The sequence below is a fragment of the Flavobacterium circumlabens genome, assembly GCF_004345565.1.
GTDB lineage: Bacteria > Bacteroidota > Bacteroidia > Flavobacteriales > Flavobacteriaceae > Flavobacterium > Flavobacterium circumlabens.
The window spans coordinates 950,851-968,999 of record NZ_SLWA01000001.1 but is presented as its reverse complement, the minus strand read 5'-3'; the positions used below and the strand labels follow the sequence as shown (position 1 = coordinate 968,999).

The following is an 18,149-nucleotide window of genomic DNA, read 5'->3' as shown; positions in this document are numbered from 1 at the left end:
AAAAACCTGTCGGGTTTAAATATAAAAACAATGTTAAAAAACGACCTATTTTTAAAAGCACTAAAAGGAGAAACTGTTCAACGTCCGCCAGTATGGATGATGCGTCAGGCAGGAAGATATTTACCTGAATTTATCGCTTTGCGTGACAAATATGATTTTTTCACCCGTTGTCAGACTCCGGAATTGGCTGCTGAAATTACAGTACAGCCTATTCGCAGAATTGCTCCGGACGCTGCTATCCTTTTCTCGGATATTCTGGTTGTCCCTCAGGCAATGGGAATTGAAGTTTTAATGAAAGAAAATTTCGGTCCGTTTCTTCCAAATCCTATCCGCACTACTGCTGATGTTGAAGGCGTTTATGTACCGGACATTCAGGAAACCTTAGGATATGTAATGGATGCCATTAAACTGACTAAAGAAATGCTGAACGACGAAGTACCGTTAATTGGTTTCGCCGGTTCACCGTGGACGATTTTCTGTTATGCCGTTGAAGGAAAAGGTTCTAAAAGTTTTGATACTGCCAAAGGATTCTGTTTTTCGAATCCGATTGCAGCACACAGCTTATTACAAAAAATCACAGACACCACGATTTTATACTTAAAGGAAAAAGTAAAAGCGGGTGTTGATGCCGTTCAGATTTTTGATTCCTGGGGAGGAATGCTTTCTCCTGTTGATTATCAGGAATTCTCCTGGAAATATATCAACCAGATTGTTGAAGCTTTGGCTGATCACGCTCCGGTTATTGTTTTCGGAAAAGGGTGTTGGTTTGCTTTAGGTGAAATGGGTAAAAGTAAAGCTTCTGCACTTGGTGTAGACTGGACTTGTTCTGCCAGAAATGCCCGTTATTTATCAGGTGGAAACATTACGCTTCAGGGAAATTTTGACCCTTCAAGATTGCTTTCTCCAATTCCAACCATCAAAAAAATGGTTCATGAAATGATCGACGAATTCGGAAAAGATAAATATATCGTAAATTTAGGTCACGGAATTTTACCAAATATCCCTGTAGACCACGCTAAAGCATTTATTGATGCGGTGAAAGAATACGGGCAATAGTTTAAATAGTGTTCAGTCTCAGTTTTCAGTCGCATTGAGACTGAAAACTGAGACTGAACATCAACTTTTAAAACACCAAAATCCATATGAAACAAAAGAATGTTTCTGAAATTGAAGAAGTTAGTATTAATTTCATTGGATTTAATACAATGGTGTTGTTCATTTTTATAATTTGGTGGTATAATGTAATCAGTGCAACCATTTTTGGCAATTATTCACTTTCGGGTGAAAAGCAAATGTTTGAAATATTTATTTATACCATTGGTTCATTTGCTATACCATTGCTATATACTTTTTATATTTTGGCGCACGTTCAATACTCCAAAATAAAAAAGCAGTCCTTATATTTTAAGCTTATTGGATTAGCATGGCTTCCAGCCTTAATTCTTTTAATAACCATCTGCTATAATTTAGCGACTGTTGACAACAGAGTATATTTCGAATAAAACAATTAGAATGTTAAACAAAGGCCTACGAGACGAAGAAAGCATCAGAATTGACAATGTCCTTAAAACATTGCGTGCTCTTGATTTTGTACCTCAGCCTTTAACCGATGATAAAAAATTTGAGGTTGAAAATCAGTTAAAAGAATTCGGTTTACATATTGAAAGTTTAGTAGAATATCAAAATGAAGAATTGATTAGACTATTAGTTCGATGTCATTTAGATTTCAATCAATTAGAGCAATTTGCCGATTTTTTAATGGAATTTTCAAAAGTGGAAACTTATAATTTTAAAAATAAAGCTTTGGCACTTTACCAGTATATTCAAAACGAAAGCAATGTTTTTTCTTTTGGAATAAATACTAAAATCGCTTCCGCTAAAAACCAATAAAAATGAGTTTTACAGATTGGAAAACAGACCGGATTGAAGATATTCTTCCTGAAGAATTCTACCAGTTAATTGATAAAAATAAAAATCATATTGCAAAAACTTTCCCGGTAACGCTGGCCAATGCTGATACTTCGAAGAAAGCCGAAAACTTTCTGACTGTTAGTCTTGACAAAGAGAAAAACAAAGAAGGTTTTTATTTTTATGCCCGAGATTTGGCAACCAATAACTTAATTGGTTATTTATGTGTAAAAACGATAGATTACCGTATTTCCAAATGTGAATTTGGGTATTTTATTGACGAAGAATATCAGGGAAAAGGAATTACCTCAAAGATGGTTTCGGATACACTTGCTTTTTGTTTCAATGAATTAGGGTTAAATAAGGTTTTCATTTGTACTTCGGAAATTAATGTGGCCAGCCAGCGAATTGCATTAAAGCACAATTTTAAACAAGAAGGAATTTTACGTGACGAATTTAGAAATGGTGACGGAGAATTGCAAAACACCGTTTATTTCGGATTGCTTAAATCAGAATACAATACCCATGAAAGATAAATTTTACACATACATACAAAAACTGCAAGACCAGATTTGCGCCGGACTAGAAGCTGTGGAAGGAACTGCAAAATTCCGCGAAGATCTCTGGAAACGCCCTGAAGGCGGAGGCGGAAGAACACGCGTTATCGAAAACGGAACGGTTATCGAAAAAGGCGGTGTCAACATTTCTGCCGTTCACGGAAAATTACCGGAAGCCATGCAAAAAATGTTTAGTGTTGGCGAGGCTGATTTTTTTGCCTGCGGACTAAGTCTGGTGATACATCCTAAAAACCCGATGGTCCCGACGGTTCATGCAAACTGGCGCTATTTTGAAATGTATGACGAAAAAGGAAATGTAATCGAACAATGGTTCGGCGGCGGACAGGATTTAACGCCTTATTATTTGTTTGAAGAAGATGCAAAACACTTTCATCAAACCTGTAAAACAGCTTGCGACAAACACAATCCTGAGTTTTATCCAAAATATAAAAAACAATGTGACGCTTATTTCTGGAACGCGCACCGAAACGAAGCCCGTGGTCTTGGCGGTTTGTTCTTTGATTATTGCAAAGCCAATGAGCAAATGTCTATGGAAAACTGGTTCAATTTTGTAAGTGAAGTTGGGAATAGTTTTCTGGAAGCCTATGTTCCGATTGTCGAAAGAAGAAAAGAGCTGCCTTATACACCCGAACAAAGAAACTGGCAGGAAATCCGTCGTGGCCGTTATGTAGAATTTAATCTGGTTCATGACAAAGGCACTTTATTCGGTTTAAAAACCAACGGAAGAATAGAAAGTATCCTGATGAGCTTACCTCCGCATGTGCAGTGGGTTTATGATCATCATCCGGAAACAGGAAGTGAAGAAGAAAAATTATTGAAAGTCCTTGAAACTCCAATAGACTGGATTTAGAATAAAAACAAAACAACAACACGATTGAAGAAAGCAGATCAGCGACTTATGATTTCAGAAGTCAACATCTAAAATCTAAAATTAAAAATCTAAAATGATATGTTCCCATTACACAGAGGCAGAAGATTAAGAGTAAATGAATCCATTCGTTCTTTAGTTCGTGAGACAACTTTAAGTCCATCAGACTTTATGTTTCCCATGTTTGTTGCTGAAGGCGAAAATGTAAAAGTTGAAATTCCTTCAATGCCGGGAATTTTCCGCAGATCAATTGATCTAACAGTAGAAGAAGTAAAAGAAATTTACGCTTTGGGTATTCGTGCCGTTAACATTTACGTAAAAGTTAGCGAAAACCTAAAAGACAATACCGGAAAAGAAGCCTGGAATAAAGACGGATTAATGCAACAGGCGATTCGTGCTATCAAAGCCGCCTGCCCCGAAATGATTGTGATGCCGGATGTCGCTTTAGACCCCTATTCTGTTTACGGCCATGACGGAATTATAGCAAATGGTGATGTTGAAAACGACAGTACTGTTGCCGCGTTAGTAAAAATGGCAGTTTCCCACGCTCAGGCAGGGGCAGATTTTGTAGCACCAAGTGATATGATGGACGGACGTGTTCTGCGTCTAAGAGAAGGTCTGGATGCGGCTGGTTTTCATAATGTCGGAATCATGAGCTATTCGGCTAAATATGCCTCTGCTTTTTACGGTCCTTTCCGCGATGCTTTAGACTCAGCTCCGGTAGATACGACTGACATTCCGAAAGATAAAAAAACATATCAAATGGATTATGCCAACCGTATTGAAGCCATAAAAGAAGCTTTGTCTGATGTAAAAGAAGGCGCAGATATGGTTATGGTAAAACCGGGAATTGCTTATCTGGATATTGTCCGTGAGGTAAAAAACGCTGTTCATGTTCCTGTTACGGTTTATCATGTTTCCGGAGAATATGCGATGATAAAAGCGGCTGCAGAAAGAGGCTGGTTAGATAATGATAAAATCATGATGGAACAATTGATGTGCATTAAACGTGCCGGTGCCAGTCTGATTTCTACTTATTTTGCCAAAGAAGCAGCCATACTTTTAAATAAATAAACCATGAAAAAAATACTATTCTTATCTGCCCTTTTAGCTTTGGCTTCCTGTAAAAAAGAAGCAACTGAAAATCCTGTTCCAACCTCAACAGAAGCCTACTCAGAAGGAGAATCGGCGAAAGCTGCCACTCCGGAAGCTTTAGGAAAAGAAATTTTTGAGGGAAGAGGAAACTGTATGTCCTGCCATCAGGTGGATCAAAAAGTGATTGGCCCGAGTATTCAGGAAATTGCCAAAATTTATAAAGATAAAAAGGGCGACATTGTTACTTTTCTAAAAGGGAATGCGGATCCTATTGTAGATCCCGATCAGTTTTCGGTAATGAAAACTAATTTTCCCGTAACGCAGGCCATGTCTGATGAAGAATTGAAAGCGATAGAAACCTATATCTACAGTAATTTGAAGTAATTCAAAAACATATAAAAAACAAAAACGGCGCTGAATCAGCGCCGTTTTTTTATGATTTGATATTACCAGATTTTAACTCTCTTCTCTGGTTCTACATACATCTTATCTCCTTTTTTGATTCCAAAAGCATCATAAAAAGCATCTACATTCTGAATTGGCACATACGCTCTGTACATTCCAGGAGAGTGCGGATCTGTTTTTACCTGACTTTTGATCGCCTCGTCTCTTGATTTTGTTCTCCAAACTGTAGCCCATGAAATAAAGAAACGTTGTTCCGGTGTAAAACCATCAATTAAACCAGGATTTCCATTGGCTTTCAAATACAATTGCAATCCATCGTAAGCTGCATTTATTCCACCTAAATCACCAATATTTTCACCTAAAGTAAATTTACCGTCTACATGTATTCCCGGCAAAGGCTCTAAGGCACTATACTGAGCTGCTAATGCAGTTCCAAGTTCCGTAAATTGTTTTAAATCATCAGCCGTCCACCAGTCAACAAGGTTTCCGTCTGCATTGTAACGTGCTCCTGAATCATCAAAACCATGTGAGATTTCGTGACCGATAACCGCTCCGATTCCACCGTAATTTACCGCTTCGTCTGCCTGATAATTATAAAATGGAGGTTGTAAAATGGCTGCAGGGAAAACAATTTCGTTGTAAGACGGATTGTAATAGGCATTTACCGTTTGTGGAGACATTCCCCATTCTGTTTTGTCAACCGGTTTACCCAGTTTAGCCAAATCTTCTTTATAATCCCATTTCGATAAACTCGCCATATTGGTAAAGTACGTTCCGCCTTCTGAAACATTTTTAATTTCCAAAGCAGAATAATCTTTCCATTTATCCGGATACCCGATTTTGATTGTAATTTTCTTTAATTTCTCAATCGCTTTCACTTTAGTCGGCGCAGACATCCAGGGTAATGCATTGATTCTGTTTTCATACGCCAGAATAACGTTCTGAATCATTTTCTGTGCTTTATCTTTTGCTTCAGCAGGAAATAATTTTTCAACATATAATTTTCCTAAAGCTTCTCCTGTTGCATTATTGATTACCTGCAAAGCCATTTCCTCACGTGGGCGTTGTTTTAATGCACCAGTTAATGTTTTTCCGTAGAAATCAAAATTGGCATTTTCAATATCCGTACTTAACAAAGAAGCTGATCTGTTTAAAGCAGACCATTTCAGATATTCTTTCCAGTCTGCGACTTTCTTTTCAGTAAATATTTTTTCTAATTCAGCCATATAACGAGGCTGTGTCACAATTACAGTATCCACTTTTGTCATTCCGATTCCTGTAAAAAACTTATCCCATTGAATAGAAGGAATCGTCTTTTTTAAATCAGCAATTGCCGTTGGGTTGTATTGTTTTCTGCGGTCTCTTCTCTCAACGCGATCCAATCTCGGAGCAGACATAGCCGTTTCTAATGCCAGAATCTGAGTGGCGCTTTGTTTTGCTTTTGCCGGGCTTTCTCCGATAAACTGCATCATTCTCGCCACATGCAGCTCGTATTTCGCACGTTTTTCTTTAGAATCTTTATCATCGGCATTGTAGTAATCTTTATCCGAAAGTCCTAAACGTCCCGGTCCGATACTCACTGAATTTACATTACTGTTTTTCGCATCAGCACCAATTCCGACACCAAAGAAACCAATACCGCCCTGAGGCTCCATTTCGATAAGGAAATTTTGTAAATCTGCTACATTTTTTATTGCATCAATTTTCTTTAAAATAGGCTCAAGCGGTTTTACACCCAGCTTATTTCTTCCAACTGTATCCAAAATGGTATTGAATAAAGCAATGGCTTTACCCTGATCGGTGTTTGATTTATATTTAGGATCTTTTGAAGCTTCTTTCAAAATAGCCAACGAATTCTCATCTGTTTTTTGTCTTAATTCGTTGAAACTTCCCCATGAAGTCCTGTCGCTTGGAATCTCTGTTTTATCCAGCCAGGTTCCGTTTACATAACGAAAAAAATCTTCTGTCGGACTGATTTTAGTATTCATATAGGAAACATTGATTCCCGGTTCTTTTGGTTTTGCATTTTGAGCGTTGACTGCTGTTAGTGAAAACATTACAGAAACAACACAAAACACAGGTTTGTTAAACTGTTTTATCATTATAATTATGAATTAAGGGTTTAATACAAACATATTGTTATTATTTTAAACTTTATGTTAAAATTATATAATAATCAATAAGGGTTTTTAATGCAAATATTTCATCAGAAGCAGCTAAAAGTTTCATGAATAAAAATTCGCTTTTCAACTTCTATTTGAAATAGTTTTTGGAATATTTGACAAACCAATCTAAACAAAAGTGAGAGCACGAATACAAGCCGCATTTTCAGGAAAAGTGGAAGCAATAGGATTACCAGTTCTGGCTTTATGCTGGGTAAGTTTCTTTTGGGGCACAACCTGGCTTGCTTCCAAAGAAGGCGTAAAACATATGCCGGCATTACAATTGGCGACGATACGTCAGTTTTTGGGAGGCATTCTGTACGTTGGTTATTTTTTATTGAAAAAAGAACCGTGGCCAAAAGGTAAACAATGGAAGACCATCTTAATTTTGGCCGTTCTGAACTTTGTCTGCAGTAACGGACTGAGTACCTGGGGCGTGAAATACATAAGCAGTGGACTCGGTGCCATTATTGGCGCTATCTTCCCAATTTGGATTGTTGTGATCTGTTTTTTTAAAGGCGTACGAATTGCGAAGCTGGCCGTGACTGGACTTTTAATCTGCTTTGGCGGAATCTGTATTATTTTTATGGATCATCTGGGCGATTTCTTAAGACCGGATTTTCAATTTGGAATCTTCTTGTCTGTGGCATCAACCATCACGTGGGCTTTTGGAATTTTACATACGAAGAAAAAAGCGGCAAGTTTTAATCCGTATTTTAGTTTAGGATTGCAAATGGTGATTTCGAGTTTTATTCTTTTTGGAGTAACAGAAGTTTCCGGAATCAATATTCCTTACAGTGAGATTCCGTTAACATCCTGGTGGGCAATTGCTTATCTGGTCGTAATTGGTTCTATCCTGACTTTTATTGCTTTTATATATTCGTTAGCACCTTCCAACAGAAGTCAGCAGTATTTATGCGTATATCAATCCGGTTGTGGCTATTGTACTCAGTTTTTTTATTTTTGGAGAACCGCTTACCCAGGCCATTTCGATTGGTGTTATGGTGACCTTAATCGGATTGTATCTGGTCAACAAATCCATTCGGAAAGCTAAAATTAAATAGTATCCCTAAAAGCGACTTCTTTCAATTTTGGAATTAAAATCTGACAAGCACTGAAAAACCAAATTTAAGGCATTCCTTTCACCGAAAATTACACAAACTTTCGAAGTTAAAAAAGTTACGAACTACAGATTTAAAAAGTGCTTTTTGTATTTTTGCGCCAAATTACCTTTATGAAATCACTGCTATACAGATACCGCAAATTCTTTATTGTTTTAATTATATTTTCGGTTGTTACAATATCCTTATTTTATTCGGCTTTAAAGCCACAAAAAACATTACCCATTTACAATCCTGCCGATGTAAATCCTGAATTGGTTGACAGTACCATTCAGTACAAAAGCAAGTATCATACCATTGCCGATTTTTCTTTTGTCAATCAGAACGGAGATACCATTACGCAAAAAAACTACGAAGGCAAAATTTATGTGGCCGATTTTTTCTTTACCACCTGTGGTTCCATCTGTCCTAAAATGACCACCAATTTAGCGGATGTCCAGAAAGCCGTTTTAAATAATCCGAAAGTATTGCTGCTGTCCCATACGGTTTTCCCTGAAGTCGACAGTATTCCGGTATTAAAGGCATATGCCATAAAACATGGCGTGGTTGACAGTAAATGGAATCTGGTTACGGGCGACAAAAAAGAAATCTATACCATGGCCAGAAAATCATACCTGGCCGTAAAACTTGGAAGACCGGATCAGTTGTACGATATGGTTCATACTGAAAATTTTGTACTGGTAGACCAAAAACGCCGTGTCCGTGGTTTCTATGACGGAACGAATAAAGAAGACATCAAACGTCTTCTGGCAGACATCGATTTTTTGTGTCAGGAATAAAACACTTTATTTTAGAAAGATTTAGCATTTGAATGAGCATTAAATACTTAGATATATAGAATAAATGCCTATTTTTGCAATCTAAATTCAATCTAAATAAGCTTTGCGAAATACGATCCATTCCCTAAAAAAAGGCGAGAAAGCCATTATCAAAGATTTTGATATCGAACTTATTCCTCTTAAATTATTAGAAATGGGTTGCCTTCCGGGCAGTATGGTTGAATTACTTCAAATTGCTCCTTTTGGAGACCCTTTGTATTTGGACATTAATGGTTCTCATGTTGCCATTCGTATAGAAACTGCTCGTGAAATTGAAGTTGAACTTATCAAAACCAATTTGTAATGAGTGTTGAAAATATTAATGTTGCGCTTATCGGGAATCCAAATACAGGAAAAACTTCCGTATTCAATCAGCTTACCGGACTTAACCAGCAAGTAGGGAATTATCCCGGAATAACCGTTGAGAAGAAAATAGGTTTCTGTAAACTGCCTCATGGTATAAAAGCCAATATTTTAGATTTACCGGGAACGTACAGCCTGAACGCCAGTTCCATGGATGAAAGCGTGGTAATTGAACTGCTGCTGAACAAAAATGACAAATTATATCCCGACGTCGCAGTCGTTGTGACGGATGTAGAAAATCTGAAAAGAAACTTACTCATTTACACACAAATAAAAGACCTTGAAATTCCGACGATTTTAGTCATTAATATGGCGGATCGCATGGAAACAAAAGGAATTACTTTAGATATTCCGCTTTTGGAAGAAAAACTAAAAACCAAAATTGCCCTGATCAGTTCAAGAAAAGGGACCGGAATTGAAGACCTGAAAAACCTGATCGTTTCGTATAAAACCCTTCAGCATGAATCCTGCCTGAATGCTTTAGAAATTGATCCTGAATATTTTAGCGGTTTACAAAAATTGTTTCCAAACCAATTGCTGTACAAATTATGGCTGGTTATCACGCAGGATGTCAATTTTTCTAATTTAGACCGAAATGAAATTCGAAATGCCTTTACCAAGTCACATCCGGAATTAAAACGTTTACAGCAAAAAGAAACCATAAAACGGTACCAGTTCATCAACAATGTTTTAAAAGACGGATTGAAAATAGATGCCACAATGGCAAAAGATTTCAGGGCAAAACTGGACCGCGTTTTAACACACAAAGTCTGGGGATATGTCATTTTCACAGGAATTCTGTTTCTTATTTTCCAGTCAATTTTTAGCTGGTCTACCATCCCGATGGATTTTATTGACAGCACTTTTGCCTCTTTAAGCAGCTGGGTTGCTCAGGAATTGCCCAGTGGTATTTTAACCGATTTACTTTCTCAGGGAATTATTCCGGGGATTGGCGGGGTTATAATTTTCATTCCGCAAATTGCCTTTTTATTTCTGTTTATTTCTATTCTCGAAGAAAGCGGTTATATGAGCCGTGTGGTTTTCCTTATGGATAAAATCATGCGCAAATTCGGGCTTTCCGGAAAAAGTGTCGTGCCTTTGATTTCAGGAACAGCCTGTGCGATTCCGGCGATTATGGCCACCCGAAATATCGAAAACTGGAAAGAACGCCTCATCACCATTTTGGTAACTCCGTTTACCACCTGCTCTGCACGATTACCTGTTTATGCGATTATTATTTCACTGGTGATTCCGAGCAGACGTGTTCTGGGAATTTTAAATCTTCAGGGACTCACGCTAATGTTCTTGTATATTTTAGGATTCGGAACAGCTATTTTATCTGCTTATATTTTAAATAAAGTTCTAAAATTAGACAGCAAAACCTATTTCGTAGTTGAAATGCCAAGTTATAAATTACCTCTTTTCAAGAATGTTGGAATCAATGTTATCGAAAAAACCAAAGCCTTTATCGTTGGTGCGGGTAAAATCATTTTAGCCATATCTGTTATTTTGTGGTTTTTGGCTTCGTACGGTCCCGGAAAGGATTTTAATGAAGCGGAAGCCATTGTGAAAGAAAGAACAGCAGAAAAACACTTAAATAAGCTTCAGTTTGAAAATGAAGTCGCTTCTCAGAAATTGGAGAATTCCTACATCGGAATTATGGGCAGGGCAATCGAACCTGCAATTGCCCCTTTGGGTTACGACTGGAAAATCGGAATTGCACTGATAAGCTCTTTTGCTGCCCGCGAGGTTTTTGTGGGAACGCTGGCAACCATTTACAGTGTAGGAGACAGTGATAATGAAGCCACCATAAAAAGCAAAATGCAACAGGAAGTAGATCCGGCAACGGGTTCAAAGATTTTTAATTTTGCTACGGGGATTTCATTACTCCTGTTTTACGCTTTCGCCATGCAATGTGCCAGTACGCTTGCCATTACCAAAAAAGAAACAAACTCCTGGAAGTGGCCAGCCATGCAATTGGTTTTCATGAGTGGCCTTGCTTATTTTGTAGCTTTAATAGCGTATCAAATTCTAAAATAAAAATCATGATACAGGAAATCATCGCCTTTGCCATATTAGCTTTCGCCGTTGCCTTTTTGATTAAGAAATTCTTTTGGAAATCTAAAAAGAAAAAGGACTGTGGTGATGGGGGAAGTTGCGGATGTAGCTAATTTTTGAGGTTCAAAGAGGCAAAGGTTCAGAGGGGCAAAGGTTTTTTTTGGAAGTGCTAAGATGCTGAGGTGCTAAGGTTCTGAGAATTTTAGGGCTGTCGCTCCTGGAAAACTATAACTCAATACTGTAACTGAACACTGAGACTAAAAAACTACTTCACTCCCTCCCATTCCGCGTAGAACTGTGAAAGAAAAAGCTCCATAAAACGATGTCTTTCGGCTGCGATTTCTTTTCCGGTTTCGGTATTCATTTTATCTTTTAAGAGTAGGAGCTTTTCGTAAAAATGATTTATGGTTGGTGCATTATTCTTTTTGTACTCTTCCTTCGTCATATTTGTGACAGGCTCAATTTCCGGATTGTACAATGCTCTGTTTTTAAAGCCTCCGTAGTTGAAAGCTCTCGCCACTCCAATAGCTCCGATCGCATCTAAACGATCTGCATCCTGAACAATATCCAATTCAATTGAGGAAAATTTCTTTTCAAAATTACCGCCTTTATAAGAGATGTTTTCTATGATGTATACCACGTGAGCAATCACATCTTCTGAAACATTTTCACCTTCGAGAAATAAACGTGCGGTTTTTGGACCGATCGTTTCATCTCCGTTATGAAATTTGCTGTCGGCAATATCATGAAGCAAAGCACCTAATTCAACCACTGTTAAATCACAGTCCGTATTTTTGGCGATCAACAGCGCATTTTTATGCACACGTTCAATGTGAAACCAATCGTGTCCGCCCTCTGCATCTTCTAATTTTTCTTTTACAAATTGAATTGTTCTCTTTATTAAGTCTGTAGTATTCATAAATTTTTAGATGCTTTTAAAGTCATTCCTTTTACGGATTTTTAAATGAACATTGTTGCATTAATCAACATTCCCAAATCCATTTTATTAAAAAATGTTGATTATCAAAGTTTTATAAACTCCGATAATCAACATCAATTTTATTATTTATCTAATGCAATAAAGTTGCTTTAAATTGAATTTTCAATTAAAAAGCTGAAATCACAATCTCGCCGGTTCAACCCATTTGAAAATATGAGATTCCTGTGGGATCACTAATCGTTCAGAAATTCTGGCCATACGTCCCGGTAATTTCATTAAGTAGTCACGAGCTTTTTCTGCTTCATCCGTTAAATTGGTGATTTTATCAACCTCCCATTTATCGATTAACTTCTGCATGATATCAACATAATCGTTTGCTGTATAAACACCAATACGTTGTGCTGAATCTGAAAACTGCTCAAAAGCAGAACTGATCTTCTGACCTGATTCTCTTAAGAAATGTGCGGGCATAACGATTTTTTGTTTCATCATGTATTGAAAGGCCAACATCATTTCGCTAGGATCAACCGCGAAAATACACGTTACAAATTCACTGTACGCATGATGATGACGCATTTCGTCTCCTGCAATCATTTTACACATTTTAGACAATTTATTATCACCAAATTTCTTCGCCATCTGGGCTACTCTGTTATGTGATACATATGTTGCTAATTCCTGAAAACTGGTATATACAAAGTTTTTGTACGGATCAGATCCGGTTCCGATGTCAAAACCGTCGTTGATTAAATGCTGTGTAGTCATTTCGATTTCACGCATGTTAACGCGACCTGACAAATACAAATACTTGTTTAATAAATCACCGTGACGGTTTTCTTCACCGGTCCATTGACGGATCCATTTCGACCAGCCATTTCCGCCATTTTCGATCTGATTTATTCCTTCTACATCCATTAACCAGGATTCATAGGTAGGCAAAGCTTCTTCGGTGATCGTGTCACCTACAAGCGTTACCCAGAAATCATACGGCAATTCTTTAGCAATTTCACGTAATTCTCTAACCTCTTCAAAGAAATTATCTCCTTCAGAATTAGGCAGAAAATCAGACGGCTGCCAAATTTTTTCCACTGGAATTAAATACTGTTCAACGAAGCTATCTACGTTTTTTTCCAAAAACTGCATTACTTCTAATCTAATGTTTTTTATAGACATTACTTATTTTAGATTTGGGATTTAAGTTTTTGCTTTCACAAAACGAAAATCTATTTATATTCATTTACTCCTTCTACAACTGCCTTTTCTGTAATTGCCATTAACTCGGCAAAATCATAATCTTTTACGGCTAAAGCTTTATGAACGGTAAAGGTAAGGCGATTTCCTAAACCAACAGGGAACATTCCGTATCGTACCATTTTCCATGAATTGTTGATGCTTACCGGAACAACATAGGCTGATGGTGCATATTTACACAAGATTTTCAAACCGCTCTGCGCAAATTCTTTTGGCTTTCCGGTTTTGCTGCGGGTACCTTCCGGAAAAATAACAGCCGATCTTGTATTTTTTTCGATATACTCAGACAGGCCTTTGATTACGGGAATGGCTTGTTTTGGATCTTTTCGGTTAATCAGCACTGAACCTCCATGTCGTAAATTGAATGACACACTCGGAATTCCGCTTCCTAACTCTTTCTTACTTACAAATTTACAATGAAAACGTCTAAAGTACCAAATCATTGCTACGATATCGTACATACTTTGATGATTGGATACGAAAATCAAGGGAACTCCGACAGGAATAGTCTCTCTGTTTTCAATTTTATATGTCGTCCCTACTAAATTGGTACATCTCAAAAGAAAAAAATTCAAATAGTCAACGCTCTTTTTATGCGCCTGATAACCAAAAACTTTTATGCAGATCCATTGTATTGGATGAAAAACCAATAAACATAAACTAAAACATAAATAGTAAATTACGGATATGGGATACGAAATTATCTTTTGCATGCTTAAAAAAATTAAAGGCCAAAAGTAATAAATATATTTTTTAGCGGTATTAAAATTAAAAACAATAACCGTTTTTATGGTTTAATTGTACCTTTGTCCTTTAAAATTGCAACTTTTTTCTGAATTAATGAACTTTACCTACCCAAAAAACGAACGCCTTAAAAGCAAAACAACAATTGGTCTACTCTTTTCCGAGGGGAAATCAGTTTCTAAGTATCCGCTGCGTTTGGTTTACCATGCCGGAGAAGCGGGATCTGAGGAAAAAATTAAGGTCGGGGTTTCGGTTTCAAAAAAATACTTCAAAAAAGCAGTTGATCGCAATTACTTCAAACGGGTCTTAAGAGAAACGTATCGTCTCAATAAACATTTGCTTTGGGATACTCTTGAAGGTCCTTATTCTTTTATGCTTTTTTATCAAAGTAAAGACCGGTTGTCTTACGATGAAATCAACAGCAAAACCATTCAGTTGTTTGAGAAATTTCTCCTACAGGTAAACAAAACGACCGATTCTGAGCATAAAACTGAATTATAAGCTATAAAATACAACTTTATTTATCAGATTAGATAAAAAATTATAAAAAAATTGTAGTTTTAGCTCTAAATTGAAATTTTATGCGACATATTTTATATTTATTCCTTTTTGCATTGCTTTTTTCAGGCTGCAATAAACAGGCAGAAAGTGAGAGCGCTGTTTATAAAAGTGAAGTTGCAGCGATAACAATGTCGGCGCCACCTCCACCTGGAGCAGCGGATGATGAAAAAGCAATTCCACAAAAAATAATTAAATATGCCAGCCTGAGATTTGAAACGAATGATATTGAAGAGACCTTCCACAAAATTCAAACTGCTGTTAAAGAAAGCCATGCGACTATACAGTCTGACTCTGAAGGAAAAAATGACAATTCGCTTTTTAGAAATATAACCGTTCGCGTTCCAAGTCAGAATTTTGATGTTTTTTTACAATCGATTTCAAAAGGCGTTTCTTATTTCGACCAGAAAGACATTTCAACTGAAGATGTTACGGAACAATATATTGATCTGGATTCGAGATTAAAAACAAAACAGAAGCTCGAAGAACGTTACATTGAAATTTTAAAAAAAGCAACCAAAATAAGTGAAATACTAGAAATCGAAAAGCAGATTTCTGCGATTCGTGAAGAAATTGAATCCAAACAAGGTCAATTGAAATACCTGGAAAGCCGCGTTTCTGAAAGCAGGATTTCCATCGAATTTTACAAACCTATTGCGGAAAAGCAAAGCATTAAAATTTCCTACGGTTCCAAAATACTGACCGCCATACAATCCGGATTTTTTGAATTGTCCGGTTTATTCATCTGGATTATTAGTGTCTGGCCGTTCCTTATACTATTCGGCGTAATTGCCTTTTACATTAGAAGAAGATTTAAAAGAAAAAAAATATAACCCATGTATCCTTATTTCAAAAAGAAATTCATCATTCCTGCTGTTGCGGCCGGATTTTTATTTATCGGAACCAGTTTCAAAGACGACTTTTTTGAAATAGCCAAGCAGATTGAAATTTTCACCACTTTATTCAAAGCCGTAAATACCAATTATGTAGACGAAACGAATCCCGGGGATTTGATGGATAAGGCCATAAAAAGTATGTTGGGAAGTTTAGATCCGTACACGGTTTACTTTAACGAACAGGATGTCGTAAACTTCAAAATCAATAATACGGGAGAATATACCGGAATCGGTGCCATGATTGCCCGAAAAAAAGACCGTTTGATTGTTCGTGAACCGTATAAAAATTATCCTGCTGATAAAGCCGGACTGAAAGCGGGTGACGAAATTATCCAGATTGGAGATGTTTTGATTGCCGATTTTAAAGATGATGCCTCGCAATTATTAAAGGGAACAAAAAATACTAAAATCACGATCAAATACCTGCGTCAGGGAAAACCTTACACTACTGAACTTGTTTTGGACGAGGTGGATATTAAGTCTGTTCCTTTCTTTGGAAAAATAGATGACAAAACCGGTTATATCGTTTTGGCGCATTTTAGCAGAAAAGCTTCCGCGGAAGTAAAAAGCGCCCTGGAGAAACTAAAAGCAGACGGTGCCAAACAGATTGTTCTTGATTTACGAGGAAATCCGGGAGGTTTGCTAAACGAAGCCATTGATATTTGTAATTTGTTTGTTCCCAAAAACGAAGTTATCGTGACAACAAAATCAAGGATTGAAAAACACAACAACACCTACAAAACCCAAAACGAACCTATTGATACTGAGATTCCTTTAGCGATATTGGTCAACGGAAGAAGTGCTTCTGCATCCGAAATTGTTTCAGGAGCTTTACAGGATTTAGATCGTGCTGTCATTCTCGGAAGCCGCAGTTTTGGAAAAGGTCTGGTACAACGTTCTGTCGATCTTACTTACGGAACGCAGTTAAAAGTGACCATTTCCCGTTATTATACACCATCAGGGCGTTGTATTCAGGCTTTGGATTATGCGCACAAAGATAAAAATGGTGTAGCTCAAAAAACAGATGCTAAAAACTTCAATGCTTTTAAAACCAGAAAAGGAAGAACCGTTTATGATGGCGGCGGTGTTTTACCGGACATTGAACTGGAAGAAACCAAAATGAGTCCGATCACGAATGCATTGTTAAAAAACGACGGGATTTTTGATTATGCCTCCTCTTACTATTACAAAAACCCGAATTTGGGAGATAAAATCCCTGTACTTACCGAGGCAGATTATACCGCTTTTAAACAATATCTGAAAACCAACAAAATCAGTTTTGATACTGAAACTGAAGTAGCACTGAAAAATACGCTTGCTGCTGCCAAAAGTGAAAAAATAGACGAAACGATCGCACCGGAATACCAGCAATTACTAAACGCCCTTGAAAAAAGTGAAACTACATTACTGGATAAAAACCAAAAGGAAATTAAAAACCTGATTCAGGAGGAACTTATCAAAAGGTACCAATATCAGGAAGGTTTGTATCAATTTTATATTAAAAACAATTCAGAAATTAAAAAAGCGGTAACCGTTTTGAATAATCAGGCTGAGTATAAAACGATTTTAAAAATGTAAAAATGAAAATTTATAAAGTTCTGTTTCTTTTCTTTATTATCAACTTGTCAGCACAACAGAAACCCGTTGAAACGATTTATTTTGATTTCGACAAGTTCAGTCTTAGGGACGAGCAAGCAAATATTATAAGCAACTTTATAAAAAAAATTGATACCTCAAAAGTAGAATCCATACAAATTTACGGCTATTGTGATGATCGCGGCACTGACGAATACAATTTCAGGCTGTCGAAAAACCGCGTGAATACTATTCAGGAATTATTGCTGTTGCATGGTTTTAACCAGAGCAAAATAGTCATTCTGGAAGGAAAAGGCCGTGTAATTATAAAACCCGATACCATAGAAAACCTGCACGAAACCCGCTCCCAAAACCGGCGGGTAGACTTAATCGTAGTCAAGCGGAACAGTTTTGGGAAAGGAATCCACAACTCCTTTAAAAACAAACTAAAAGTCGGCGATAAAATTTATCTGGACAATATTTTATTTGACATTGGAAGTTCCAAACTCACTCATAATTCCAAAAAAGAATTAGACAAAATTGCCAAAATCCTTCAGGATAAAAATACGCTGGAGTTTGAAATCCGCGGCCATGTGTGCTGCACCCCTGAAATTTACAGTGATGCAATTGACAAAGCGACCAACGAAAGAAGACTTTCGTGGAATCGCGCCAAAGCCGTTTTTATGTATTTAATGGATAGAAAAATATCCAAAAGCAGAATGACTTTTCAGGGTTGCGGCAATAAATACCCACTGGGACAAGGCGATAAGTTAGACAGACGTGTCGAGTTTTTTATCACCCAAATTTAA

Annotated in this window: 20 protein-coding genes and 1 pseudogene; 17 read left to right on the top strand and 4 right to left on the bottom strand. The window is 37.1% G+C overall.

Features of this window, described 5'->3' with window-relative positions:
• The first annotated feature begins 30 nt into the window (after positions 1 to 30).
• From hemE to EV142_RS04035, 7 genes are all read left to right on the top strand, one after another.
• Positions 31 to 1,056, top strand: a complete 1,026-nt coding sequence (gene hemE, locus EV142_RS04065) for a uroporphyrinogen decarboxylase (RefSeq protein ID WP_132032940.1) — start codon at positions 31 to 33, stop codon at positions 1,054 to 1,056.
• Positions 1,057 to 1,142: 86 nt separating this feature from the next.
• The gene (locus EV142_RS04060) at positions 1,143 to 1,502 is read left to right on the top strand and encodes a hypothetical protein (RefSeq protein ID WP_132032938.1); all 360 of its coding nucleotides are present in this window, start codon (positions 1,143 to 1,145) and stop codon (positions 1,500 to 1,502) included.
• Between the two features lie 10 nt (positions 1,503 to 1,512).
• Positions 1,513 to 1,890, top strand: a complete 378-nt coding sequence (locus tag EV142_RS04055) for a hypothetical protein (protein WP_132032936.1) — start codon at positions 1,513 to 1,515, stop codon at positions 1,888 to 1,890.
• A gap of 2 nt (positions 1,891 to 1,892) precedes the next feature.
• The gene (locus tag EV142_RS04050; RefSeq protein WP_132032934.1) at positions 1,893 to 2,444 is read left to right on the top strand and encodes a GNAT family N-acetyltransferase; all 552 of its coding nucleotides are present in this window, start codon (positions 1,893 to 1,895) and stop codon (positions 2,442 to 2,444) included.
• The gene (gene hemF, locus EV142_RS04045; protein ID WP_132032932.1) at positions 2,434 to 3,336 is read left to right on the top strand and encodes an oxygen-dependent coproporphyrinogen oxidase; all 903 of its coding nucleotides are present in this window, start codon (positions 2,434 to 2,436) and stop codon (positions 3,334 to 3,336) included. Before EV142_RS04050 ends, hemF begins: the two co-directional genes overlap by 11 nt.
• 99 nt (positions 3,337 to 3,435) lie before the next feature.
• Complete coding sequence (gene hemB, locus EV142_RS04040; RefSeq protein ID WP_132032930.1) at positions 3,436 to 4,428, top strand: porphobilinogen synthase; 993 nt, start codon at positions 3,436 to 3,438, stop codon at positions 4,426 to 4,428.
• Between the two features lie 3 nt (positions 4,429 to 4,431).
• On the top strand, positions 4,432 to 4,833 hold the full coding sequence (locus tag EV142_RS04035) for a c-type cytochrome (RefSeq protein WP_132032928.1): 402 nt from the start codon (positions 4,432 to 4,434) through the stop codon (positions 4,831 to 4,833).
• Between the two features lie 62 nt (positions 4,834 to 4,895).
• Here EV142_RS04035 and EV142_RS04030 read toward each other — a convergent pair whose 3' ends face one another.
• On the bottom strand, positions 4,896 to 6,956 hold the full coding sequence (locus EV142_RS04030; protein WP_132032926.1) for a M13 family metallopeptidase: 2,061 nt from the start codon (positions 6,954 to 6,956) through the stop codon (positions 4,896 to 4,898).
• Positions 6,957 to 7,155: 199 nt separating this feature from the next.
• Between EV142_RS04030 and EV142_RS04025 the strand changes: the two are divergent.
• The 6 genes and pseudogenes from EV142_RS04025 to EV142_RS04005 form a co-directional block, all read left to right on the top strand.
• Positions 7,156 to 7,845: pseudogene (locus tag EV142_RS04025) on the top strand (DMT family transporter); the annotation flags it as partial.
• Positions 7,846 to 7,951: 106 nt separating this feature from the next.
• Positions 7,952 to 8,080 (top strand): hypothetical protein, encoded by a 129-nt coding sequence (locus EV142_RS24575; protein WP_306462583.1) that lies wholly within the window; start codon positions 7,952 to 7,954, stop codon positions 8,078 to 8,080.
• Positions 8,081 to 8,250: 170 nt separating this feature from the next.
• The gene (locus EV142_RS04020) at positions 8,251 to 8,916 is read left to right on the top strand and encodes an SCO family protein (RefSeq protein WP_132032925.1); all 666 of its coding nucleotides are present in this window, start codon (positions 8,251 to 8,253) and stop codon (positions 8,914 to 8,916) included.
• 103 nt (positions 8,917 to 9,019) lie between these two features.
• Positions 9,020 to 9,259: a FeoA family protein gene (locus EV142_RS04015; RefSeq protein WP_132032923.1), complete on the top strand. Its 240-nt coding sequence runs from the start codon at positions 9,020 to 9,022 to the stop codon at positions 9,257 to 9,259.
• Positions 9,259 to 11,358, top strand: coding sequence for a ferrous iron transport protein B (gene feoB, locus EV142_RS04010; protein ID WP_132032921.1), 2,100 nt, complete (start codon positions 9,259 to 9,261; stop codon positions 11,356 to 11,358). Before EV142_RS04015 ends, feoB begins: the two co-directional genes overlap by 1 nt.
• A gap of 5 nt (positions 11,359 to 11,363) precedes the next feature.
• A complete protein-coding gene (locus EV142_RS04005) occupies positions 11,364 to 11,489 on the top strand; it encodes a FeoB-associated Cys-rich membrane protein (RefSeq protein ID WP_370528474.1) in 126 nt (41 codons plus the stop codon).
• Positions 11,490 to 11,641: 152 nt separating this feature from the next.
• Here the strand turns inward: EV142_RS04005 and EV142_RS04000 are convergent, their stop codons facing one another.
• The 3 genes from EV142_RS04000 to EV142_RS03990 form a co-directional block, all read right to left on the bottom strand.
• Positions 11,642 to 12,295, bottom strand: a complete 654-nt coding sequence (locus tag EV142_RS04000) for an HD domain-containing protein (RefSeq protein ID WP_132032919.1) — start codon at positions 12,293 to 12,295, stop codon at positions 11,642 to 11,644.
• A gap of 201 nt (positions 12,296 to 12,496) precedes the next feature.
• Positions 12,497 to 13,489 (bottom strand): acyl-ACP desaturase, encoded by a 993-nt coding sequence (locus tag EV142_RS03995; RefSeq protein ID WP_132032917.1) that lies wholly within the window; start codon positions 13,487 to 13,489, stop codon positions 12,497 to 12,499.
• Between the two features lie 50 nt (positions 13,490 to 13,539).
• Positions 13,540 to 14,280, bottom strand: coding sequence for a lysophospholipid acyltransferase family protein (locus EV142_RS03990; protein ID WP_132032915.1), 741 nt, complete (start codon positions 14,278 to 14,280; stop codon positions 13,540 to 13,542).
• Between the two features lie 127 nt (positions 14,281 to 14,407).
• On the opposite strand from EV142_RS03990, the gene rnpA reads away from it, so the two are divergent.
• From rnpA to EV142_RS03970, 4 genes are all read left to right on the top strand, one after another.
• Positions 14,408 to 14,812, top strand: coding sequence for a ribonuclease P protein component (rnpA, locus tag EV142_RS03985; protein WP_132032913.1), 405 nt, complete (start codon positions 14,408 to 14,410; stop codon positions 14,810 to 14,812).
• A gap of 80 nt (positions 14,813 to 14,892) precedes the next feature.
• Positions 14,893 to 15,702, top strand: a complete 810-nt coding sequence (locus EV142_RS03980) for a DUF4349 domain-containing protein (RefSeq protein WP_132032911.1) — start codon at positions 14,893 to 14,895, stop codon at positions 15,700 to 15,702.
• A gap of 3 nt (positions 15,703 to 15,705) precedes the next feature.
• Complete coding sequence (locus EV142_RS03975) at positions 15,706 to 17,343, top strand: S41 family peptidase (RefSeq protein ID WP_132032909.1); 1,638 nt, start codon at positions 15,706 to 15,708, stop codon at positions 17,341 to 17,343.
• Positions 17,344 to 17,345: 2 nt separating this feature from the next.
• Positions 17,346 to 18,149 carry an OmpA family protein gene (locus EV142_RS03970; RefSeq protein ID WP_132032907.1) on the top strand — a complete coding sequence of 268 codons (804 nt, stop codon included), beginning with the start codon at positions 17,346 to 17,348 and terminating at the stop codon, positions 18,147 to 18,149.